Raw genomic sequence first — 24,206 nt, 5'->3', positions numbered from 1 at the left:
TAACTTAAGGGACAGCTAACATGCACCTAAACCAAGGAAGAGTGGCCAAGAAAGTTTTTACACTCAGTACTCTCACCGCGTCATGCTTAATGGCGTTCAACAGCTACGCGGCTGTGGATTGTTCAACGTTAGAAGCGTGGGATTCCGCCACGGTGTACACCGGTGGTGATCAGGTTTCACATGACGGCAGCGCGTACTCAGCGAATTACTGGAATCAAAATAACAACCCGAGCCAATTTGAGGGTGACTATGCACAATGGAAAAAGATTGATGTGTGTAGTGGTGGCGGAGGTGGCGGTACGCCAAATGAAGTACCAACGGCTTCATTAACGGCACCCTCTGCTTCTGACGTGATTACTGAAGGCGATAATGTTGTATTGAGTGCAACAGCACTAGATTCTGATGGCAGTGTGGCTTCGGTTGAGTTCTTTGTTGATGGCGCATCTGTTGCGGTAGTCACAGCGGCACCTTTCGAAGCGACTTGGGCTGCAACGTCGGGTAATCATCAGGTTTCTGTTGTTGCAACGGATAATGAAGGCGCAGCAAGTGTTGCAAGTGCGGTTTCTGTTTCTGTTGATTCAGCACAACCAGGGAATGAAGCACCGACAGTTTCAGTTGCACTTTCAGTGACATCTGTTGATGTTGGTGGTTTAGTCACACTGACAGCAACGGCAGCAGATAGCGATGGCACGGTTGATAAGGTTGATTTCTACGTAGCGGGTGCTCTTGTGGGCACTGCTGCAACGAGCCCTTACACGTTAGATTACACAACAACTCAAGCGGGTTCTTTAGCAGTTTACGCGAAAGCAACAGACGACCAAGGTGCGACTGCAGATTCTGCGTTGGCATCTTTGACCGTGAACGGCGCTCCAACAGTGAGCACATGTCGCCCTGATGGCTTATATCAAACTCAAGGTGTCGATGTTCCTTACTGTACAATTTACGATGATGAAGGCCGTGAGAAAATGGGCGCAGACCATCCCCGTCGTGTCATTGGTTACTTCACAAGTTGGCGTGCAGGGGATGACCCACAAGCTGCTTACCTAGTAAATGATATTCCTTGGGAACAACTCACACACATTAACTACGCTTTCGTGAGCATCGGTTCAGATGGCAAAGTAAACGTCGGTGATGTAAACGATCCAAATAACGCAGCGGTTGGTAAAGAGTGGCCGGGTGTGGAAGTTGATCCGGCATTAGGCTTCAAAGGTCACTTCGGTGCATTAGCGACAGCGAAGAAAAAACACGGCGTGAAAACGTTAATCTCAATCGGTGGTTGGGCTGAAACAGGTGGTCACTTCGCGACTGATGGCAGCCGCGTGGCTGATGGTGGTTTCTACACCATGACGACCAATGCTGATGGTTCTATCAACCATCAAGGTATCGAAACATTCGCGACTTCAGCGGTCGAAATGCTGCGTAAGTACCAGTTCGATGGTCTAGATATCGATTACGAATACCCAACTTCTATGGCTGGCGCAGGTAACCCATACGACAAAGACTTCATGGAGCCGCGTCGTCAATACCTGTGGGCGTCGTACCAAGTGTTGATGAAAGTGCTACGTGAGAAGCTCGATGCGGCGTCTGCGCAAGATGGCAATCACTACATGTTAACGATCGCAGCGCCTTCTTCTGGTTACCTATTACGCGGTATGGAAACATTCGATGTAACCAAGTACCTCGATTACGTAAACATCATGTCTTACGACCTTCACGGTGCGTGGAACGATCACGTAGGTCATAACGCAGCCTTGTTTGATACGGGTAAAGATTCAGAGCTAGCGCAGTGGAACGTATACGACACGGCGGCTTACGGTGGTATTGGTTATCTGAACACGGATTGGGCTTACCATTACTTCCGTGGTTCTATGCCAGCAGGCCGTATTAACATCGGTGTGCCTTACTACACTCGTGGTTGGCAAGGCGTAACGGGTGGTGAGAATGGTCTTTGGGGCCGAGCAGCACTGCCAAACCAATCTGAATGTTCAGCGGGTACGGGTGAAGGCGAGAAAAACAACTGTGGCCATGGCGCTATTGGTATCGACAACATGTGGCACGATACCGATCCAAAAGGTAACGAAATGGGCGCGGGTTCTAACCCTATGTGGCACGCGAAGAACCTAGAGAAGGGTATTTGGGGCTCTTACGCTGAAGCTTACAAGCTTGATCCTGTGAATGATCCTTCAGATGTTCTAACGGGCACTTACACGAGAAACTACGACAGTGTGGCGGTTGCCCCTTGGTTGTGGAACGCAGAGAAGGGCGTATTCCTTTCAACAGAAGATAAACAGTCTATCGACGTGAAAGCGGACTACGTTATCGACAAAGAGATCGGCGGCATTATGTTCTGGGAACTAGCAGGGGATTATAACTGTTATGTTCTCGATGCGAATGGCAACCGAAGCTCTATCGATACGACTGAGCAAGCGTGTAACAGCGGTAACGGTGAGTTCCACATGGGTAACACCATGACGAAAGCTATCTACGATAAGTTTAAGTCTGCAACACCATATGGAAACAAAGTAGCGACGGGTGCTATCCCGACAGAAGCGTTAGATATTACGGTGTCAGTTGGTGGCTTCAAAGTCGGTGACCAAAACTATCCAATCAATCCTAAGATCACGTTTACAAACAACACAGGGCAAGCACTTCCGGGTGGTACCGAGTTCCAGTTTGATATCCCAGTGTCAGCACCTGATAATGCGAAAGATCAATCGGGTGGTGGTTTGACCGTGATTGCTTCGGGTCATACTCGTGCGGATAACATTGGTGGGTTAGATGGCACCATGCACCGAGTGGCGTTTACGTTGCCTACATGGGAAGAGCTTCCAGCTGGTGGTGTGTATGAGCTAGATATGGTGTATTACTTGCCAATCTCGGGCCCTGCTAACTATGCAGTAAGCGTGAATGGTGTCGATTATGCCTTTAGCTTTGAGCAACCAGACCTACCATTAGGTGATATCAGTTCGGGTGGCGGTAACCCTGGCGATGGTGGCACAAACCCAGGTACATGTGATACAGCTGGTTTAGCGGTTTACCCAGACTTACCTCAGAAAGATTGGGCGGGTAATCCAAGCCATGCAAACACAGGTGACCAAGTGGTTCACAACGGCAGTATTTACCAAGCAAACTGGTGGACAAGTTCTGAACCGGGCAGTGATGGTAGCTGGACTCAGGTTTGTTCTTAATCTAACGCTAGATTATGTATTCATAGATAACGAATGAGAATGATTTTAAGTTTATTTATCAATACCTTAGTTTGATTTAAATACATGACTGAAGCGTAAAATTAAAACGCCGAACTGAATCCAGTTCGGCGTTTTTGCTATAAGTCACAGATTGCGTATAGAAACCTCTCAGAATATCGACACTCGTTCAGTAAAAAAGATAAGTATGATATAAAACAGTCTGCCTATAACAAAAAATAGCGTTACCTAAAATTAGAAAGCTATGGGGTAATCTTGAAAGTCAGACGTAAATACATTCTTAGTTTCTCAATTGTGCTGGCCGTAGTTTCTCTGATCCTCTCTGCTGTTCAATTCAACCGGACGAAAGAATCATTATTAGATTCCAACCAATTCTTCTTTCGTACTATTGTGAACGCGAGTTACGACATCGTAGACACCACAGTCAACGAAGCGATCAAAACCTATCTAAAAGGTGTGACTGATACCGTCGCCTCTCACGCACTGCGTGTCTCTCCAGAACAAGAAGTTGAAGAAGTCATTCGAATTGCCAACGAATTGGTGATTGGAGAGTCTGGTTATATCTACCTGATGTCACCACAAGGTATTCATCTATATCACCCGTTTTTACAAGGGAAAAATCGCGCGCATTTAACCCATATTCAACAACAACTGAGCTTACAGTCTGGAATGACCCAATACTCGCACGCCAATCCACATGAAGTTGGCAAGCGTGCGAAGGTCGCATATTCAGTGAGGCTACCGAGTGGCAATACATTGGTGGCGACCACCTATAAAGATGAACTGATGTACCTGGTTGATCTCGAAGCACTTAAAGACAAATTGAGAAAGTACTCGTATGGCGATAGTGGCTATGTATATATCGTTGATTTACAAGGCACGTTAGTCCTTCAACCTAACTTTGAACACGAGCACTTAAAAACCTTGATTGATGACTCTTCAGAGTTGCTTATCGATAAAGTCGTCGATGAACCTGAAGGTCACTTTAGTTACTCTATCTCTACGGCAGATGGCACGACGAGTAAAAACATCTTCTACAAGTTTTATCCGTATCTTAATTGGGTTATTTCTGCTGGTGTCTTAGAACAAGAGCTCAACAAGAACCACAGCTTATTGTTGGCAAGTTTGATGACGTTGGTTGTTAGTCTACTGAGTATCATTGTTGTTCTGGTGCTTTACCTGCGGCATCGTCATCTCAAAATATTGGATGTTGCGAGCCTCGATTACCTCACAGGCCTTCCTAGCCGACGGAGTTTTATCGAGCAGCTAAAACTGAAAATTACTCAAAGGTCGCCTTATCCGCTAACAAATGTCGGTGTCATTTTGCTGGATATTGACCATTTCAAGCGGGTGAACGATCAATATGGTCATGCTCAAGGCGATAGGGTTATCTGTGAGGTCGCAAAATCACTGAAGAGATTTGTTAACCGTCGTCGTTTGATTGCACGCTATGGCGGTGAAGAGTTTATTTTGGTGACGTTTGATTGTGATGAACATGAGTTATTCGAATTATCAGAGGCGTTACGGTTATGTGTTGAGCAACTTCAAGGCTTAGTGTCGCCAGTAACAATCAGCGCTGGTTGTTGCCATGCTCAAGCACTGACTGACATTGAAACCGCTATCGATAAAGCCGACAAAGCGCTTTATCAAGCAAAAGAGAGTGGACGTAACAACACTCAAGCGTATCGAGAGAACGAATATCACGTTGCTTACATGTGATCGGTTGAAAGCCTCATTGAATTGAAAAGTTTTGTTCACACAAATCGAGCTCTTGAGAACGACAAACACAAAAAAGCCCAAATAGATCGCTCTATTTGGGCTTTTTCAGAATTATTTGAAAGGCTAATCGTTAATTTAAGCTTTCGCTGCTTTCATCGCTTCCGTTTTTTTTTCCTTTTGCATTTTTGCAAGGAAGTAGATGTTTACACAAGCGATAAAGCCGTTGGTGGCTGCAACTGGCCATGCGTCAATCATGATGCCGTATGCTGTGAAGAGTGCACAGCCAATAAAGTTAAGGACACGCAGACGAACGATATCTTTCATTGTTAATGAAATTGCGACCATAATAGACGCAGCGTAACCTAAAATTTCAACCATATTGAATTCCATTGTTTGACCCTCTTAAATTTGCCGATACTTTGTCGGTACCAATTCTTCTCTTCATGAGATGATTGAGGAAGCTCCGTGCCTCGAATGGTCTGGTTTTGTTTAACGGGGAGAACTATACCAACTCTGTTTTTGTGATTAAACCCCCAAAACAGACAGAGGTGAAGGTTAGCGATTACGCAAACGTTTAATGACCTTTCTATTAACATAATTACTATTTATGTTGGAGGTTGAATTGATAGTTATTCTTATATAGGTAAGGAAGCCTCGAATGATAAAACGATCCATTTGTGCAACAAAAAGCATAAAAAAAGCAGCACTATTGGCTTTGATGGCTATTGGGCTGACCGCATGCTCTACGCAAGAAATACCACCCACACACAATTATGGTGTGGCCACTAGCGGTGACTTTGGTTTCATGAAACACGGCGTGATGACGTACTCCTGGCACCCTGAGTCAGAAAAGGTTTACCTTTCTCAAAAATACGATGAAACCGTGGTAACCGATTTAGTGCGTGATTCGATTCAAGAACAGCTCTCAAGTAAAGGTTATCAGTTAAAGCAGGATGGTGTCGGTGATGTTGTTGTAGGCTTTGGATTAGCGGAAGAATCGGAACTGAACGATGAGTCTATCTTCGATGCGATTAGGCTATCTACTGGTGTGCCATTTTACGATGGTGAAGGTAAAGTCGCGGAGAAAGGGTCGTTGTACATTGCGTTTTTCGTACCTAACTCAGAGGTCGTACAATGGCAAGCATTAGCACAGTCTGGCATCCAACCTGATTTAGAGCCAAGCGAGAGCAAACAGCGTATTACTGGCTTTGTTGAAATGTTATTTAGACGCATGCCTGAGCGATAGCATTAGGCGTTGAATGCATTCGTGGAGTAAATATTAGTTGTGGAAAATATGGTCAGATCGCAGATTATACTTTTTTATTTGTAACGAATGGTACAAATACGTAAAGCAACGTAAAGCTCGCGCTTCTTTTGCTAGTATTTGTCTATACTGCTCAAAACGTTAACTTAGGTTTGATTCAATGAAACTGTTTTCCAAATACTCTCTCCCTCTATTAAGTATATTCATTGTAAGTAACGCCGCGATGGTAAGTAATGCAGCTATCGCAGCACCTTCTATAGTACCAAGCCCACCTAGCCTAGGCGCAAAAGGGTATGTGTTAATTGATTTTAATTCTGGTGATGTGCTGGTAGAAAAAAACGCACATACGAAGTTAAACCCAGCAAGCTTGACCAAACTGATGACCAGTTATGTGGCAGGTCAAGAGATGAAGCGAGGCAACATCTCTGCTGATGATCAGGTACGAATCAGTGAGAACGCGTGGGCGAAGAACTTCCCAGACTCTTCAAAAATGTTCATCGAAGTAAACACCGATGTAGCAATGATGGATCTTTATCGTGGCTTGATTATTCAATCCGGTAATGATGCTAGCGTTGCGATTGCAGAGCATGTTGCAGGCTCACAAGATGCATTCGTTGACCTGATGAACTCTTGGGCTACCTCTCTGAAGCTAGAAAACACCCATTTTGCCAATGCACATGGTTTGGATGCAGACGACCTCTATTCGACTCCTTACGATATCGCGTTACTCGGTCGTGCCATTATTCGTGATTTACCGGATGTGTATGGCTTATACAGCGAACGCTCTTTCAGTTACAACGGCATCACTCAACATAACCGTAATGGCTTGTTGCGTGATAGAAGCTTAACCGTTGATGGCATGAAAACGGGCTACACCTCTGGTGCTGGCTACAGTTTGGCGAGTTCAGCGACACAAGGTGAGATGAGACTTATCGCGGTTGTGATGGGCGCATCAAGCGTTAAGAGCCGTGAATCAGACAGCAAACAGCTGTTGAGCTACGGTTTCCGTTTCTTCGATACACTAAACCCGCATAAAGGCGGCGATCAAGTGGCTGAAGAGAAGGTATGGTTTGGTGAGCAAGACACATTGAAATTAGGTGTGGCAGAAGACACGTTCATTACGTTGCCTAAGTCAGACAGTAAAAAGCTGACTGCATCTATCGAGCTTAACTCTGAACTGAAAGCGCCAATTGCAGAAGGTCAAACTCTAGGTGTGGTTCATTACACCGTTGATGGCGAAGATGTTCAAACTCAGCCTTTGATCGCGCTTGAAGCGGTTGAACAGGGCGGTTTGTTCAAACGTTTAATAGACTACGTTAAGCTGTTCTTCGCGAGCCTGTTCTAAATAGAGCCTGTGGCGATAAGCCGCGCTGAAAAGTCGAAATATTATGGGTGTTGTGAGTGAATCACAGCGCCCTTTGTTATTTCTACATCAATGAAAACGCCGCGCCGCACTATCTTTATTAGCCGTAGCGGGCGGTTTCGATTACTATACGCAAAATTTAGCAGTGTAGTCACTTATGACGATAGATATAAAGAACGTAACCGAACCCGAAGTAACCTGTGCAAATTGTCAGGCATGCTGTTGTCGTTTAGAGGTTATGATCATCACAGATACGGGCGTACCTGAAGAGCACATCGCTTATGATGAATGGGGCGGTGAAACCATGAAGCGCTTAGACGACGGCTGGTGTTCTGCGGTAGATAGAGAAACACTGATGTGTACTATCTACGAAAACCGACCATGGATCTGTCGCGAGTTCGAAATGGGCTCTTTCGAATGTGTTGACCAGCGCAAAGATGTGATGGGCTAGGCGTCTGCAGTATTGAACTCAGTAACTAAAGTACGCTAATGAACTGTGATAATCATATTAAAATTAAATATCAGGGTTCTATACCTTAAGCAGTTGTAGAACCTTGATGCGTTTTATGAGATCAAATATTGAGTGAGATAAGAGTCTTAGCTCGATAAGTTAGAGTTTAGAACTCGGAAGGCACTTCAAACTCCATCCATTCACCGGTTGTCGGGTGAATCAACTTTAAGTAGCCAGCGTGCAGGTGTAAGCGCTCGCGTTTGTATCCGTATAAGTCGTCACCACGAATAGGTACACCAAGCCCTAATGGATGAGCACAGTGCACTCGCAGCTGGTGGGTTCGCCCTGTTTTAGGGTACAAGTGAACCTTGGTTTTGCCATTGTGAGTGCTAACCACTTGCCAATGGGTCTCTGCATTTCGGCCGTGTTGGTGACAAACTAGTTGTCTTGGTCTGTCCGTGATGTCGCCGCGCAAAGGAAGGCTGATATTGCCAGATTCGCCCGTTATCTCGCCATCTAACAAAGCGGTGTAGCGTTTCTCTACGGTTCTATTAATGAACTGCTTCTGAATATGCTTGTTTGATTCCGCCGTGAGCGCCAAGATCAACAAACCTGACGTCGACATATCCAACCTATGGATAATCAAAGGACCAGTCGCATCCGGGTAACGCGCTTTTATGCGGGTATAAACTGAATCTTCGATGAACTTACCGGGAACCGACAAGAACTCTTCAGGCTTATTGACGACTACGATTTCATCGTCTTCATAAACAATATTAAAAGACTTACCAACCGCAGGGTTCACGATAAGCGGGTTATCTTCTAGCTCTATGCCACTTAACTGGTGTTCGAGGATCTCAAAGCTTTTACTCTGACAAACAGGGTAGAGGTTTGCGTGTTGTCGAATGATGTCTGTAGGCGGTAATCCCCACCAAAACTCAGATAATGCTAACGGCTTGAACCCGTGTTCAAACGCAAAGTTAAGCAACTTAGGTAGGCAGCAGTCACCAGAGCCTTCAAGCGCGTCTTTACCATCGAGCAACTCGAGTAAATTCTTAGATTGCTTGGCTTGATTGATAAAGCGATAGTGAGAGAGGCGTTGAGTTTCCAACTGTTGTGAAACTGCTTGGTGATCTTGCTTACGGTTTTTCAGTTCGCTTTCAATCAAATCAATTTGTGATTGGCGCTCTGCGATCTTCTGTTTCCACTCAATACGAAGTGCTTTTAGGTCACGTTTCTCTTGGCTACTTTGATTGCCCAGTTGTTTGAGCAAATTCGCCGCTGACTCTAGATTCCCTAATGCTTTTTCTTGATTGGCTTGTTCTCTGAGTTCGTTACGCTGAGCTTTGTTTGCGGCCATTGCTAACTGAAAGGCTTCGATAGCTTTTGCTGATTCGATTTTTAACCCTTCAAGCTCGGCCAATAATGTGTCTAGATTGTGCGACTGTTGCAGCTTTTCAATGTCGTCCGAGAGCTGCAATTGTCGAGCAAGGTTCGCACTGTTTTGAGATTGAAACTGTTTTGAATCGAAGGCTGGTGGAACAAAGTGAATGTTGTTTAACTGAGAGACCAAAGCCGGATCTAACTGCAAGCCTGAAAACGCAGAAAGGTAACCTAACCCTTGTGTGGTTGGATTCTGAACAAGAAGCACAGCGTAGAGATTACCTTGCGAGGTTTCATTCACACCACAGTCGACAAGTGATTGCTGAAGCTGCAGCATAGCGAATTCACACACAGGGTGCGGGGTATAGTAATACGGAAACGTAAAACGAGTCGGTAGCGCTAAATCGACATTCGTGTTTGCTAGGTGCAGAGGTGTGTATTGAGCGAGGTTTGTTGGCATTAAGATCAAACTCTATGGCTGTTCAGTTAGAGTTCGGTATTGTTGTCGAAATGAAGACAAATGAGAAGCCAAAGCAGAAGATAAATCGGCTTTGGCTTCATTTAGTTTCTTGTGTTTACTCTAGCAAGCACGTGTTTGAGTGAAACTCGATCAGTTCGAGTGTTCTAGCTCTACTTGCTCAGCTTTTTGGTAAGCAGGGTGGCTCTTTAAAAGTTCACCGTATTTAGCGATGTTAGGGTAAAGCGCAGTTGCACCAAAGTTACCCACGATTTCTACGATGAACGACATCATAAAATCTGCACCTGTTAGTGTGTCTGCAACCAAGTAGGTTTTACCTTCAAGTGCATTATTCACGTAAGTGAGGATCTTTTGGTTTTCGTCGTCTGCATAACCGCCTAGGAAGTTAGTTTCGCAGCCGTCCTTCATTACAAAGATCTTAAGTAACATTGGCAAAATACCTGAACTCTCAGCGAAGTGAAGCCATTGCGAATACTCAACGTAGTTTGCGGTGCCGCGTGTAGGTGCGAACTTACCCTGACCGTATTTGTCGATTAGGTATTCCGTGATAGCACCAGATTCAGTGATCACGACGCCATCGTCTTCAATGACAGGAGATTTACCCAATGGGTGAATGGATTTGAGTTCTGGTGGTGCAAGAAAAGTGACACTGTCTCGTTGGTAGGGTTTGATTTGGTAATCTACCCCAAGCTCTTCCAATAGCCAGATGATGCGCTTTGAGCGCGACTTATTCAGGTGATGCAAAGTAATCATGATTCTACCTAGTTAACGGGTTCAGTTTATTGAATTTATTTAGCTTCGTTCGTTTTGATAACAAGCTTACCGAAGTTCTGACCTTCCAATAGGCCCATGAATGCTTGTGGCGCATTTTCTAGACCTTCAACCAGGTGCTCACGATAGTGCATCTTGCCTTGAGACAACCATTCTGTCATTTGAACAGCAAATTCGTTGTAACGGTGTGCGTAGTCATCAAAGATGATGAAACCTTGCATCTTAATTCTTTTAACAAGCAGCATACCCATCAGGCTAGACATACGATCTGGTCCTTCAGGCAGTGAAGTCGCATTGTATTGAGAGATAAGGCCACACACAGGAATACGAGCACCTGTGTTAAGCAGAGGCATTACTGCATCGAATACCTTGCCGCCAACGTTTTCAAAGTAAACGTCGATGCCGTTGTCACACGCTTTAGCCAATTGCTCCGCGAAGTCGTCAGCTTTGTGGTCGATGCATTCATCAAAGCCAAGAATCTCTTTCGCGTACTGACACTTCTCTTGACCGCCTGCAACGCCGATAACACGACAGCCTTTTAGTTTGCCGATTTGTCCAACGGTTGCGCCTACAGCACCTGTTGCTGCTGCAACGACTAGCGTGTCGCCTTCTTTAGGTTGGCCGATATCAAGCAAGCCCATGTAAGCAGTAAAACCAGGCATACCCATGATGCCAAGCGCGTAAGAAGGGTGCGTTGGTTCTTTACCTAGTTTGATAAGGCCTTCACCGTTAGACACACCAAGATCTTGCCAACCTGTGTAAGCCAGTACCCACTCGCCAATTTCGTAATCAGCGTGGTTTGATTCTTCAACCTGACATACGGTTGCGCCTACCATCACTTCATCAATCGCAACGGGATCTGCGTAGGATTTAGCATCGCTCATACGACCACGCATGTATGGGTCTAGAGAAAGGTAAACTGAGCGAAGTAACATCTCGCCGTCTTTGATGCTTGGCGCAGCTACTGTCTCTAAACGGAAGTTGTCTTGAGTCGGTGCGCCAACTGGGCGAGAAGCCAATACGATTCGGCGATTGTCTTGTTGAGTCATTGGATGTCCTTAATTGTGTATTTTATACATTTAGAATTAGACCAGTCGTCTAGTCTTGTTGTCTAAAAATCCCGCCGTCATCAAATTGATAAGAGGGCGGGTGATTTTTTTAAGTTAAAGCCAATAAAGCGCGCTGCGCGTTATTAGCTTTCACCTTTTAAAATTCGTTCGGTAAGGCTCAAAGCTGACTGTAAGCTATGTGAGCTTTGGCTCAGCTTGCTCAATAAGCTGGCGCCTAACCACATTGAGTATAGGTTCTGAGCTGCTTCTTGGCTCTCTTCAACCTTTATGGAGCCATCTTCAATACCGCCGACAATGCACTGTTCGATGGTATTCGTCACTTTTTCTGCACCCTTTAATAGCGCTTGGCGCATAGGATCAGAAAGATCAGAAACTTCCGCGCTGAGTTTAACGACCAAGCATTTATGAGCATTGCAGGTGCCGTTTTCAATCTGTGACCATCGAGTGAAATAACTGACAATTCTCTGGTAATGGTTGCCTTCACCATGAACCAAAATAGTTTCAACTCTGCTGATGTAGGTCTCAAAATAGTGCTGGATCAGAGCCTCGCCAAATTGCTCTTTCGATTTAAAGTAGTGGTAAAACGACCCTTTCGGCACGTCCGCTTCTTTAAGCAATTGCGATAAGCCAACGCCGTTAAAGCCGTTGTTCACTATTAATTGGTAGCCAACATCTAAAACATGCAGGCGTGTGTCATTCGTTTTTTCGTTCATGGGCGGTACTATAAGTTAAATTAGACCAGTCGTCTAGTGGTCGGTTTTCGAGGGTATATTTGGTCGTTGTTACAGTAGCTAAATAGCTAAATAGCTAAATAGCTCAATATCTAAAGAGGCTTCAAATGTTCAGATATAAAAAAGCCCCGACATAGCGCGTATGTTGGGGCTTAAATCAGTAACTTCGATTATTTGATAGAGATGAGTTCTACATCAAAAATCAGAGTCGATGATGGTGGGATAGGGCCTGAACCGCCTTTACCGTAAGCTAGAGTGCTTGGAATAAATAGACGAACTTTTTGGCCTTCAACCATGTAAGTCAAACCTTCTTGCCAGCCTTTAATTACTTGCTTAAGAGCAAATGAGATTGGCTCGCCGCGCTCAACAGAGCTGTCGAAAACAGTGCCGTCGATTAGCGTACCGTGGTAGTGAACCGTTACTTTGCTGTTCTTAGTTGGGTGCTCTGTGCCTGTACCTTCTTCAAGAACAAGGTATTGAAGACCGCTTTCAGTCGTAATCACGCCTTCTTTAGTGCCGTTTTCAATTAGAAATTGTTGGCCTTGTTCGAAGTTTTCTCCGCCAGACTTATGATTCGTCCAAGTACGGTAAATCATGAAACCCGCCAAAAGAAAGACAATGACCGGGATGACAAATTTAGACATAGTAAAACCTATTTATATTGAGTGCTGAATTTCGTAGTTAATACAAAATGTGTTAATCAGTTGACTAAAGCCGTGATTATGGTTGAGTCAAAAGGTAGTTGATCGTTTTTGCAATGCCAGCAACGTCTTGGTGACCTGCTGTTAGTACTTGGTATTTACCGTTGATGATAAAGGTTGGTACTGAGTTGATCTGACCTTTTACTGAGATCTCTTCTGCTTGCTTAACGTAGTCGAAAAGAGCGACTTGCTGTTCTTTATTCAGCTGGTATGGGCTAACCAAACCACGAGAAGTAAACGCTGTCTCTAGTGCTTGTTGACGCTGCTCAGGTGTTGCATCTGCACCCATTTGAACGGCACCAAATAGGTCGTCCATGAATGCGTGGTCAGGCGTCGCATCAAGCTGCATCACTGCTGTGTAGTAGATCATTGCGCTGATTTGAGCGCTTTCGTTGAACGTCACGTGCATCTTGCCAATAGTTTGGTCTGTTAGAGATTCAATCTCTGGAATGGCACTTTCCATTTGACGGCAGTGACCACAGTTAAGAGAGAAGATTTCAGTGATCGGAGACAAGTTAAATTCTGTTAGAGCAGTAGGAAGCGCTTCGTATTGAACGCCTTTTTGTGGCTCGTCTGTTTCACTACAACCCGCGATAATGAGTACGGCAGCGAGTGCTGTGATGAATTTAGTAAATGGTTTAAACATAATGTTTGCTCTAGCGTTGAGAAGTCGTGAGATTCTAACTATTTAGTACGAATTGGAAAACAATTATAAGGTAAATAAATGCAAACAGTTCGAACTAGCGGCTGAACACAAGCTAGTAGACGGTTAACTGTGATCAACAGCACTTTTTTGGGTTCTGCTTTCTTTTCGTCTAAAGTTTTTCCCTCGGTGCCGATATAGACATTAGTGAATGGTTTATCTGCATGAGTGGTTGGTGAAGTAATGAGATATTTAGCGATAATGTTAAGCATAGCTTTGGCTGGGTGTGTAGCCACGTCACCAACTGACTTACTTGGCGGTGACATGCTAGAGACTGCACCACAAACCGATTACGACTTGATGCATCCTGAATGGGGTGTGGTTCAAACGACTCATGTAGCAAGCAATCGTGGGTACTCTATCCAGAGTAGCACTCATCAACACAGAACCATCACGACCAACTACGGACGTGGCGTTTCGACTAACGACCCACTGGAAGTCTTTTTAAGACAAAACCGCATCGATTTTGAAGTGTTGCCGGGTAACCATGTGATGGTAAAGCTTGAGCAGCACGTGAACTTTAAAACAGGTTCAGCATTCCCCGAGCCAGCTTATAATCAATGGTTAGATACGCTAGGCAGCTACCTTGCTCAACGCCAAGATATTGATGTGGTGATTGAAGGGCACACCGATAATACGGGCACAGATCGAATCAATGATCCGCTTTCAGAGCAGCGAGCAAAAGAAGTGAAGGCTCGATTAGAGAGTAACTACGTATCAAGTCGTTCCATCTATACTCGTGGCTTCGGTGAGTATGTTCCAGCTTGTACGAACGCTTCTGCGCAAGGCAAGGCGTGTAACCGCCGTGTTGAATTGATGCTGATTGTCACGAAGTAGTCGTTTGAACTTTCGCGCCCAATTTGAAGCGATTAACGCCAAATAACAGACATAAAAAATCCCTCACATTCGAGGGATTTTTTGTATCTGACTTTTGTTGCTTTATTGCTTATGCAAACTGCTTTTCTAAGTAAGTCACGATATCTGAAGATTCGTACATCCACTCAGTTTTACCGTCTTTTTCGATACGTAGACAAGGCACTTTCACACGACCGCCGCCAGCTTCAAGCTCAGCACGGTGTTGCTCGTTGTTTTTTGCATCACGAAGTTCAAATTGAACCGACTGACGTTTCATCGCGCGGCGCACTTTCACACAAAATGGGCACGCTTCGAATTGGTATAACGTGTGCGTTTTTGCTTGCTCATTTACTTTGCTTTGTTCTTCTTGAGAACGCTTCACACCACGTGGGCTGAAAACAAAATTCAATAACAAGATGACACGACCTAAGAACCAACGGATAAACTTCATAACTCTCTCTACATATTTAAAATTAGCGTTACAATTTGCAGCATTATATACACAAGTTTTGTCAGATGCTCGCAACAAACCGCTAATATCTATTTTGTCCGTTCGATCGTATGAGACTTAGCCACATTTAGCCCTAAACGCTTAGACAGTCGAGTCAGATTTGCTCGGTCTGTTTTCAGAACTCGCCCTGCTTGTGCCCAGTTAAAGTTGGCATCTTCCAACACCTCAGTAATGATACTGCGTTGAAAATCGTCCGTTGCACCACGTAGCCCAGCAGAAAGGTCGATCGTTGGTGTCGATAACGGTGTGTTCTTCACCTGTGTCGTCGCAATTGGCTGGTCTTGGTCGAGTGGGCCACAATCTTCTTTAGTGATTGTCACGAGGTTTTTGTTGGTGCTACGAGCTAATGCTTTTAGTGCCGAACGGCTAATCACGTGCTCAAGCTCACGTACGTTACCTGGCCAACCGTAACGGTTTAAAAATACCAGTACATCAGAGCGGAATTTAACTTGGTTGATACCAAGCTTACGACGGGCTTGTTCTAAGAAGAAACCCGCTAATAGGCTGATGTCGTCACCACGATCTTTCAGTGCTGGCACCGCGATAGGGTACACACTCAATCGGTGGTACAAATCGGCTCTGAATCGACCGTCTTCAACTTCTTGTTTTAGATCTCGGTTTGTCGCTGCCAATACTCGAACATCAATAGTTTGAATGTTGTCTTGACCAACAGGTTGGATTTCGTTGTTTTGTAGAGCGCGTAGGAGCTTACTTTGAGCAGCCAAAGGCAATTCACCAATCTCATCAAGGAACAGTGTGCCACCATCGGCTAAAGCAAATTTACCTAAGCGGTTTTTGTCTGCGCCAGTGAACGCGCCACGAACGTGACCAAACAGTTCACTCTCTACTAAGTTTTCAGGAATTGCAGCACAGTTTACGTAGACGAGTGGGTTACGTTTACGTTGAGATTGGTGGTGCAGGGTGCGAGCCACAAGCTCTTTACCAACTCCGGTGTCACCATGAATCAAGATATTAAACTCAGACGGCGCGACAACCGCGATGTCGTTCTTAAGCGCGACCATGGTGTCACTGTTACCAATCAACTCGCCGCCGTCACGTTCCCACGCTTCGACGTTCAACTCTTCGAGTAATTGCTTTGACTGTTTTGCTTGATGTTCAAGTTGCGAGAAGGTCAATGCCATCTGCATGGTTGAGGCTGCAATAGCTGCCAGCACTTCAAGGTTACGCGCCGGTATATTCGCAAAGACATCAGGTTTCAAGCTGTCTAGAGTCAGAATGCCTAAGAGCTTATCGCCAAATAGCAAAGGCAAGCCCATACAAGCATGCATTGGTAAATCGCCATCATGATCAATAAGCAAACCATCGAAAGGGTCGGGTAAGGAGCTGTCAGCATCGAAACGAACTGGAAAGCGAGACGCGCAGATCTCTTCAAATCGTGGATGTTCTGAAATGATAAAGCGACGACCGAATGTATCTCGGCTGAGCCCTTGCATTGCGATAGGTACTAGCGTGTCGCCTTGAAGACTTAAAAGCGCGACACAATCACACGTTATGGTTTTGCGAATGGCATCGATCAGGCGATTGAAACGATCTTGATCGTTGACACCACTTGCGAGGCCAATGGTCATTTCCATGAGGGTAGATGCGGAGATATCTTGCATAAAAAACTCTAACTGTGTGTGTTTATAAACATAATAGAGTCTTATTGACTTGAAAAAAAGGTCTTTTTGACATTTATATAAGATGAGTTTTGAGAAGAAAACCAGTAATGACGGGGATTGATAAAGTTGGCACTGATTGTGCTGAAGATACAGAGAAGCCCAATTATAGCGCTGATTAAACAGACTATTCTTGATCTCAATCAATCAGGTGGTATTAATCAGGTTTCGCGATTTTTTGAAATGAAAACGAGTCAAAATAACTCAGTTTCTAAAAATAACTAAGGTTTCAGAAAATCGATAAGTCATTCTTAATTTTTAGTAGTCAAAATGACATATAGGTCATAAGGCTCAGTGTTCGGAGTAAATTCATGCTTAACAATGCACATATCGAAATCATCAAATCTACTATTCCTCTACTTGAGAGCGCAGGCCCAGCTTTAACTCAGCATTTTTATCAACGTATGTTCACGCATAACCCTGAGTTGAAAGATATCTTCAATATGACTCACCAAAGAACAGGTCGCCAAGGCGTAGCACTGTTTGAAGCTATCGCGGCATATGCAAAGAACATTGAAAATCTAGCAGCGTTAACAACTGCCGTTGAACGTATTGCTCAGAAACACACAAGCTTTAACATTCAACCAGAGCACTACCAAATTGTTGGTTTGCACCTGATTGAGACATTACGTGAACTAGCTGCTGACGCCTTTACTCCAGAAGTGGAAGAAGCATGGACAGCCGCTTACCTATTCTTGGCGCAAGTATTCATCGATCGTGAAGCTGAACTTTACCTACAGCGTAAGCAAGCTGTTGGTGGTTGGGAAGCAGCGCGTGCGTTTGTGATTGCAGACAAAATCGAAGAGTCAGCGCTAGTAACAAGCTTTATCCTTCAGCCAAAAGACGGCGGTGAAGTTCTGGATTACACACCAGGTCAATACATCGGTATCGAAGTGAAACCAGAAGGCTCTCAATACAGCGAGATTCGTCAATACTCACTGTCTGATAAGCCAAATGGCAAGCAATACCGTATTTCTGTTAAACGTGAAGGACAAGGCCAAGAGACACAAGGCGTTGTATCTAACCACCTACACGATACGGTTGCTGTTGGTGATGAGGTTAGCCTATACGCACCAGCGGGTGACTTCATGTATCAAGAGCGCAGCAAGCCAGTAACACTTATCTCTGCAGGTGTTGGTGTAACGCCAATGCAGTCTATGCTTGAGTTCCTAAACACGGAAGATAAAAACGAGCCAGTACTTTACCTTCACGCTTGTGAGAACGTAGGCCAACACTCTTTCACGACTCGTGTTAAAGATATTGTTGCCGACAAAGGTTGGAAAGCGAAAACGTGGTACATGAACAAAGATGAATCTGCATGTGAAAACACGCATCAAGGTCAAATGGATCTAGCGTCTATCTCTGATACTAAAGGCTTTGAAGAGAGCGATTTCTACATCTGTGGTCCTGTTGGTTTCATGAAGAACATCGTGGAGCAACTAGACGCACTTAACGTTGATCGTTCACGCGTACATTACGAAGTATTCGGCCCTCACGCTAACTTCTAATAGTACTCGAGAGTTCTAGTAACACTCGCCTGAACTATTAATACCTTGCCTATTCAAAGGCCTCACAGTGTGAGGCCTTTTTTGGTTTGTTCTGTCTGACATCATCGATTACTACAGAGCACGATGGTTCAGCTAAGATCTTTTCGTTTTGACCTAAGAACGTTTAACCTTCTTAGACATGTAATCGGAATCAAAAAACTCAGGCCAGTACATTTTCACGTAACCGCCTGCCACCCAAATCACTAGGATGGTGGCGATGGTTAGCTCGAAGAAACCAAACTTGTGTAGCCAATACCATTGTGGGTATTCCGCGCCGAAAAATGTGGTTAGACGATGCATGGCAATAGCGCTGATCACGGATGGGAAGGTGACGGCAGCAATTGAAGGTTGGAACTTCAAACGCATTAGGCGGATGTAACACAAGTAAATCAATAGTGTCATGGTGATGGCGATGCCAGACAATGCGCCTGTTAGAATCGGATCTGGATTGTCGAAGTTAACCAAGTAAGCGGCTAAAGATAAGTTAACCGGAGCTGCCATGATAGCGAGTGTTGGTCTTGCTCGGCGAGGAAGGTTGCCTTCGAACACCAAGCGGTACAACACCACTGGCAACATAAGGAAATAGATACCAATACAAGTGACCGCAAGTGTTTCTGAAAATACGGTGTGCCCGAACTGTGTGCCAGCTAAGGAACTGCTGATCAAACCGACCGGATACAGAAACCAACTCGGTACAATGTTCGACATTTTGAAGTTGATGATCTGAAAACTAAAGAACAACACCATCATGGTAAAGTGCAGCAATAGCGCGCAGAACCAAACTGGGTAGGCGATAGCTGGCGATATCTCGGCTAAATAGTCGCACAGAATCAGTAAAGCCATGCTCATTGGTGCCATCAAGCTTCCACTTAACGGGTGGCGAATGTCATTAAGGAAGGTATTAAAGCTCGTTAAATAGCGCAGTAAAACAGGCAGCAATAATAGCGCGCCGAATGCAGCGAGGTAGGGACGAATTATCTCACCAATGCCCGGGATATATAACGCCCAAGCTTGTCCTAACCCAATAACGCCAAGTGCTAAAGACGCCTGAGATGGCGGCACATTTTTTACTTGGGTTAATCTTCTCCAGTTCAACGACTTACTCCGACTTAGTTAATTAAAGACTTTTAGAATATTTGCTTTATTTAGAGTGTGTAGGCCTTTCATCAATAGATTTTGAGGGCACTCAACTAATTTTGAGTGGATGATACCAAGTTTAACGTTTGCTTTTTTGATTTTGATACGGAATCGGGAGATTAAGCACGTTGAATGTGTGCTTTTGTTTCATGAGTCATTTGTAATTAACGTACTTTCTCTTGTTGAGGGAGATCTTGTTGTCTTAGTTTTTCGTTTTTCAGCGTACGGTTAAGCAGTTGACTGTAAATTGGCTGCCCACCCAACATTTGAGCAATGATTACCGCACCTAAGCAGGTGATGATCAACGGCAGGATCAGGTAGTAGTTATTGGTCATTTCAATAACCAACAGTATGCCAGTGATAGGCGCTCGAACAGTGGCAGCAAATAAGGCTCCCATGCCAGCAATGGCAAACATACCCGGTTCAATATTCAGTTCAGGAAAGAATGCCGCCGCGATAAGCCCGAACGCATAACCAAAGAGTGTTCCTAGCGCAAGCATTGGTGCAAAGATACCGCCGGGCGCACCAGAGCCGAAACAAAGCAGGGTAGTGAGGACTCGGCCTAAGAAAATCAACAGCAACACATTGGCGCTGTAGCTGCCATTCGTGATGTTCGGGATGATACCAATACCACCACCAGTTAATTCAGGTATATAGAGCAGCAACAAGCCAAAGCAACCACCAAGTAGGGTACCTGTCATCAAGTAGCGTTTACGGTCATTCTTGTGTATCGCCACAAACAGGTCTTGGGAAAGCGTGATCAGCTTATTGAAAATTACACCGAACAGACCGAACAACACACCTAACAGCAAGAACAACCAAAGTGCGTCGAGTTCAGGTGGCTGGTACTGAGGTATTGTAATAACGGCTGATTGACCATTGATAGAGCGAAATACAATGTTGGCCGAAACTGCTGAGATGATGACGGCTTTGATTGATATGAGTGAGTAGCGAAACTGTGGTCTCATCTCCTCAACCACAAACATGATGCCAGCTAGCGGTGCATTGAATGCGGCGGCTAAGCCACCAGCGGCACCTGAAGCCAACAGTGAATGGCGAGTGTCATCATCTTTGACTCGAAAGATATCTGTGACCATACGACCGATACTGCCGCCCATTTGAACGGTTGGCCCTTCGCGGCCTAAAACCATACCAGAGCCTAACGCGCCCATGCCGCCAAAGAATTTTACGGGTAATACTCTCCACCATCGAACAGGGCGCATGCCGTCCATTGCACCTTCGATTTCAGGGATACCTGAACCGGCAGCTTCTGGAGCAAAGCGGTGAACGAGAAAATAGCCAATAAAGGCGAATGCAGCACTAATAAGGAAAGCGGCAAGCCACAGTGGTAGATGGCTACCGATTTCATCTTTTAGCCAATCGGTACGGGTTTCTGTGATGAAATGAACCGCAACTTCGAAATAGGTACCCACTACACCTGCAAGTACACCCACAATACAAGAAAGGAAGAGAACCGAAGCTGGGGTCTTATCTCTTGAGAGAAATTGATTAATAGCATCCCTTGGCATTTTGGCTAATAAGGACTGCTTAATTTTCTCTCTTCTGGTCATAGAGATAAGTTTCCTGAATGAGTTAAGGCGGGGTTGCATTAAATTATACGCTTCCTCTGCATATCCTATAGCAACAAAGTTGAAAAGTTGAATTTCATTTATTGAATGTACGTGTTACATAAATGGAATCTATGGCCAATAGTGGAATCACCGTCACAATTTTGATCGATTCTCTGGCGGCGGCTTGAATATCCCCAAAAATGAACCATAGTTAAATCGTAAAGCAACATAACGAACCGCAAGGAGAAGTGAGGTTTTACACACAATTTGGATGGATTCAGAAACAAAGTTTTAGTTCCTCGTTAAATGTTCAGGTCGATATTTAAGGCTTCCTGATTCGCGAACTCACGATTGAGTAACGAGGGTGAGGCGTACTGAGTAAGTACGCCTTTAGTTCGTCTGGAGCATCCCATTTCCTCATTCCGCTTCTACTGCTTTATCTCTTCTGATTATTTTCGCGCCAACCTCTATTAACGAATCTCAGTGTAAACAATCGATTGGGGTCAACTTTTTGGTGATTGAGTATATACTCCCTTAAAAAGGAGAACTGATATGACTAAAAAAGTTCCTACAAACATCATTACGGGTTTCTTGGGTGTTGGTAAAACGACAGCCATCTTGAACCTGCTAAAAAATAAACCTGAGAATGAAAACTGGGCTGTTCTGGTTAATGAATTCGGGGAAATCGGCATTGACGGTGCATTGATGACAGATCAAGGCGCTTTGATTAAAGAAGTGCCGGGTGGATGCATGTGCTGTACTGCGGGCGTGCCTATGTCAGTGGGTATTAATGCCTTACTTCGCCAAAAGCCAGACCGTTTATTGATTGAGCCGACAGGGCTTGGTCACCCTAAACAGGTTATAGCGACACTGACTTCCGATCAGTACACACCATATGTCGATTTAAAAGCGACGCTTGGTTTGGTTGACCCACGAAATCTGTCTAATGAAAAGTACACCTCGAATCAGAATTTTAATGATCAACTAAATAGTGCAGATGTGATTCTTGGTACTAAGGTTGACCTTGTTCATTCTGAAGACATCGATGTGTTCAATGATTGGGTGACGGATCAAACGCCAGCAAAAGTCTTCCATAAGCTAATTCACGATGGTGAAGTGCCATTGGAAGTGTTAGACATTGAAAGAGTATACGGCAGTGCTTCATCTCATATTGAAGCGCATCATCACGATCACGCTGAACAAGAGCCTCAATTCCAACTTCCTCCTGGTGAAGCTTTCATCCGTAAAGAGAATAAAGGACAGGGCTATTTCAGTTGTGGTTGGTTGTTTGGCGCAGAGCATAAGTTCGACTTCGATGCGCTATTCTCTATGTTGTCAGATCTAACGGCCGAGCGTGTAAAAGCTGTCGTGAACACCGACCAAGGTTGCTACGCATTCAATGTGGCGAATCAAGTCGTGTCTGTGAACGAAATTACGCTTGATGGCTTTGAATCTCGACTGGAAGTGATCGACTCGCAGCTCATGCCATGGGGCGATCTCGAGCAGATTCTACTCAAGCTGTGTGGCATCAAATAGCCCTGTTTTTGCTGTTTGAACCAAGGATCTTGGTGTTTACCTCGTTGAAGGCGGGATAAACACCAGATTAAATGAGAAAGTTTGCGTCATATCACGATAAATGTGAGATAAATCACTCTAATTACTTTATAGTGCTCGGCTGAAATAAGAATGTAGGCTGTCTGCTTAAGGAACCCGTAACAATGTCATTTTCCTCTCAAGGTTTTGCTCCTGAATTAGTCAAAGCGTTGATTGAGTGTGGTTATGAAAAACTCACTCCAATTCAACAAAAAGCGATTCCAATGGCTCGTAAAGGCCATGATATTTTTGCTACTGCTCAAACCGGTACGGGTAAAACAGCGGCATTTTCATTGCCTGTTATTCAGCACCTTTTGAACAGCCGTAAAAAGGCGTCTAGAGGAACGGCTCGCGGCCTTATTCTTGCTCCAACTCGTGAGCTTGCTGCGCAGATCGCTCAAAACATTAAAGACTACGTTAAATACACAGATCTAAGTGTTTCTGCGGTTTACGGTGGTAACAAGATGTCTTCACAAGTTCGTCAACTAGAACTGGGTGTGGATATTTTGGTTGCAACACCTGGCCGTTTAGAAGAGCACTTAGAAGCGGGTAACGTGTCTATTGCTAACCTAGAATTTCTAGTATTTGATGAAGCTGACCGTATCCTTGATATGGGCTTTATCAATGCCGTTCGTAAGATCATGTTGGATGTAGAAACATCACCGCAAATCATGATGTTCTCTGCAACGACTTCTACTCAGTTAAACCAACTGTCTGTTGATATTCTGCGTAAACCAAAACGTATTAGTGTTGAGCGCGAAAACTCAACGGCTGCTACTGTCGGCCACGTGGTTTACCCAGTGGATCAAGAGCGTAAAACAGAACTGCTTTCTGAGCTGATTGGTCGTAAAAACTGGCGCCAAGTGCTTGTTTTTGTTAACTACAAAGAAACAGCGAACGATGTAGTTAAAGAGCTTAAGCTAGACGGCATTAAAGCAGTACTGTGTCACGGTGATAAAGCGCAAAGTGCTCGTCGTCGTGCTCTAGACGATTTTAAAGAAGGTAAAGCGCGTGTAATGGTAGCAACCGACGTTGCGGCTCGTGGTCTTGATATCGAAGACTTACCACACGTAATTAACTACGACATGCCTTTCCTAGCAGAAGACTATGTTCACCGTATTGGCCGTACAGGTCGTGCAGGTAAGCAAGGTCACGCTGTCTCTTTCGTTAACCGCGAAGAAGAGCTGACTGTCGTTCAAGTTGAAAAACTGATTCAACAGCGCATTCGTCGTGTTGAACAACCGGGTTATGAACCGAAGAAACGTGATGCTTACATCGAGAAGCTGAACACTAAATCGGCTTACAAAAACCGTCAGGGTCGTAAGAACAACGCGAACGAAGAGCCACAAGATCAAGCAAGCGCTGAACGTCGTTTGACTATGATGAAGCGAATTAAAAACCGTCGTAAGTAATTACGGTTGGTGATTGAAAAGAGCCACTGTTATGTGGCTCTTTTTGTTTGTATTGATCGCA

Annotated in this window: 20 protein-coding genes; 9 read left to right on the top strand and 11 right to left on the bottom strand. The window is 44.7% G+C overall.

Going from position 1 to position 24,206, the window contains the following annotated elements; translation table 11 throughout:
• The first annotated feature begins 20 nt into the window (after nt 1-20).
• On the top strand, nt 21-3,188 hold the full coding sequence (locus tag AB4263_RS02740; protein ID WP_372097398.1) for a chitinase C-terminal domain-containing protein: 3,168 nt from the start codon (nt 21-23) through the stop codon (nt 3,186-3,188).
• A gap of 273 nt (nt 3,189-3,461) precedes the next feature.
• The gene (locus AB4263_RS02735; protein ID WP_102333489.1) at nt 3,462-4,925 is read left to right on the top strand and encodes a sensor domain-containing diguanylate cyclase; all 1,464 of its coding nucleotides are present in this window, start codon (nt 3,462-3,464) and stop codon (nt 4,923-4,925) included.
• Between the two features lie 135 nt (nt 4,926-5,060).
• Here AB4263_RS02735 and AB4263_RS02730 read toward each other — a convergent pair whose 3' ends face one another.
• Complete coding sequence (locus AB4263_RS02730; protein ID WP_017068159.1) at nt 5,061-5,315, bottom strand: YgjV family protein; 255 nt, start codon at nt 5,313-5,315, stop codon at nt 5,061-5,063.
• A gap of 268 nt (nt 5,316-5,583) precedes the next feature.
• Between AB4263_RS02730 and AB4263_RS02725 the strand changes: the two genes are divergently transcribed.
• The 3 genes from AB4263_RS02725 to AB4263_RS02715 all read left to right on the top strand — a co-directional run bounded on the left by AB4263_RS02725 (nt 5,584) and on the right by AB4263_RS02715 (nt 8,003).
• A complete protein-coding gene (locus tag AB4263_RS02725) occupies nt 5,584-6,171 on the top strand; it encodes a DUF4136 domain-containing protein (RefSeq protein WP_372097396.1) in 588 nt (195 codons plus the stop codon).
• 178 nt (nt 6,172-6,349) lie between these two features.
• Nucleotides 6,350-7,534 carry a D-alanyl-D-alanine carboxypeptidase family protein gene (locus AB4263_RS02720; RefSeq protein ID WP_017064476.1) on the top strand — a complete coding sequence of 395 codons (1,185 nt, stop codon included), beginning with the start codon at nt 6,350-6,352 and terminating at the stop codon, nt 7,532-7,534.
• 175 nt (nt 7,535-7,709) lie between these two features.
• The gene (locus AB4263_RS02715; protein ID WP_080582263.1) at nt 7,710-8,003 is read left to right on the top strand and encodes a YkgJ family cysteine cluster protein; all 294 of its coding nucleotides are present in this window, start codon (nt 7,710-7,712) and stop codon (nt 8,001-8,003) included.
• 166 nt (nt 8,004-8,169) lie between these two features.
• Here AB4263_RS02715 and AB4263_RS02710 read toward each other — a convergent pair whose 3' ends face one another.
• From AB4263_RS02710 to AB4263_RS02685, 6 genes are all read right to left on the bottom strand, one after another.
• Entirely contained in the window at nt 8,170-9,846 is a 1,677-nt protein-coding gene (locus AB4263_RS02710) for an RluA family pseudouridine synthase (RefSeq protein ID WP_017062646.1), read from the bottom strand.
• Between the two features lie 150 nt (nt 9,847-9,996).
• Nucleotides 9,997-10,617 carry a glutathione S-transferase family protein gene (locus tag AB4263_RS02705; protein WP_017064479.1) on the bottom strand — a complete coding sequence of 207 codons (621 nt, stop codon included), beginning with the start codon at nt 10,615-10,617 and terminating at the stop codon, nt 9,997-9,999.
• A gap of 35 nt (nt 10,618-10,652) precedes the next feature.
• Complete coding sequence (locus tag AB4263_RS02700; RefSeq protein WP_102428560.1) at nt 10,653-11,684, bottom strand: NADP-dependent oxidoreductase; 1,032 nt, start codon at nt 11,682-11,684, stop codon at nt 10,653-10,655.
• 143 nt (nt 11,685-11,827) lie between these two features.
• Nucleotides 11,828-12,418, bottom strand: a complete 591-nt coding sequence (locus AB4263_RS02695; protein WP_017062643.1) for a TetR/AcrR family transcriptional regulator — start codon at nt 12,416-12,418, stop codon at nt 11,828-11,830.
• Between the two features lie 188 nt (nt 12,419-12,606).
• On the bottom strand, nt 12,607-13,080 hold the full coding sequence (locus AB4263_RS02690) for an FKBP-type peptidyl-prolyl cis-trans isomerase (protein WP_017062642.1): 474 nt from the start codon (nt 13,078-13,080) through the stop codon (nt 12,607-12,609).
• A gap of 76 nt (nt 13,081-13,156) precedes the next feature.
• Nucleotides 13,157-13,783, bottom strand: coding sequence for a thioredoxin domain-containing protein (locus AB4263_RS02685; protein WP_017062641.1), 627 nt, complete (start codon nt 13,781-13,783; stop codon nt 13,157-13,159).
• 258 nt (nt 13,784-14,041) lie between these two features.
• Between AB4263_RS02685 and AB4263_RS02680 the strand changes: the two genes are divergently transcribed.
• Complete coding sequence (locus tag AB4263_RS02680; protein ID WP_372097394.1) at nt 14,042-14,677, top strand: OmpA family protein; 636 nt, start codon at nt 14,042-14,044, stop codon at nt 14,675-14,677.
• 109 nt (nt 14,678-14,786) lie between these two features.
• On the opposite strand, the gene AB4263_RS02675 is transcribed toward AB4263_RS02680, so the two are convergent.
• Together AB4263_RS02675 and norR are read right to left on the bottom strand one after the other, a co-directional pair.
• Complete coding sequence (locus AB4263_RS02675) at nt 14,787-15,146, bottom strand: glutaredoxin (protein WP_017062638.1); 360 nt, start codon at nt 15,144-15,146, stop codon at nt 14,787-14,789.
• Between the two features lie 89 nt (nt 15,147-15,235).
• Nucleotides 15,236-16,828: a nitric oxide reductase transcriptional regulator NorR gene (norR, locus tag AB4263_RS02670; RefSeq protein ID WP_372097392.1), complete on the bottom strand. Its 1,593-nt coding sequence runs from the start codon at nt 16,826-16,828 to the stop codon at nt 15,236-15,238.
• A 368-nt stretch (nt 16,829-17,196) separates the two neighbouring features.
• On the opposite strand from norR, the gene hmpA reads away from it, so the two are divergent.
• A complete protein-coding gene (hmpA, locus tag AB4263_RS02665; protein ID WP_372097391.1) occupies nt 17,197-18,393 on the top strand; it encodes an NO-inducible flavohemoprotein in 1,197 nt (398 codons plus the stop codon).
• A gap of 153 nt (nt 18,394-18,546) precedes the next feature.
• Here the strand turns inward: hmpA and AB4263_RS02660 are convergent, their stop codons facing one another.
• Together AB4263_RS02660 and clcA are read right to left on the bottom strand one after the other, a co-directional pair.
• Entirely contained in the window at nt 18,547-19,527 is a 981-nt protein-coding gene (locus AB4263_RS02660; RefSeq protein WP_061038186.1) for a TDT family transporter, read from the bottom strand.
• A 206-nt stretch (nt 19,528-19,733) separates the two neighbouring features.
• Complete coding sequence (gene clcA, locus AB4263_RS02655) at nt 19,734-21,140, bottom strand: H(+)/Cl(-) exchange transporter ClcA (protein WP_102320762.1); 1,407 nt, start codon at nt 21,138-21,140, stop codon at nt 19,734-19,736.
• A 552-nt stretch (nt 21,141-21,692) separates the two neighbouring features.
• Here clcA and AB4263_RS02650 point away from each other — a divergent pair.
• Both AB4263_RS02650 and AB4263_RS02645 read left to right on the top strand, forming a co-directional pair.
• Entirely contained in the window at nt 21,693-22,676 is a 984-nt protein-coding gene (locus AB4263_RS02650; protein WP_017069160.1) for a GTP-binding protein, read from the top strand.
• Nucleotides 22,677-22,858: 182 nt separating this feature from the next.
• A complete protein-coding gene (locus AB4263_RS02645; RefSeq protein ID WP_372097389.1) occupies nt 22,859-24,145 on the top strand; it encodes a DEAD/DEAH box helicase in 1,287 nt (428 codons plus the stop codon).
• Nucleotides 24,146-24,206: the final 61 nt, after the last annotated feature.

Source organism: Vibrio sp. 10N.261.55.C5, from assembly GCF_041470505.1.
Classification (GTDB): Bacteria; Pseudomonadota; Gammaproteobacteria; order Enterobacterales; family Vibrionaceae; genus Vibrio; species Vibrio crassostreae_C.
Note: the sequence above shows the minus strand (reverse complement) of the source record. Positions and strands in the feature narration are given on the sequence as shown.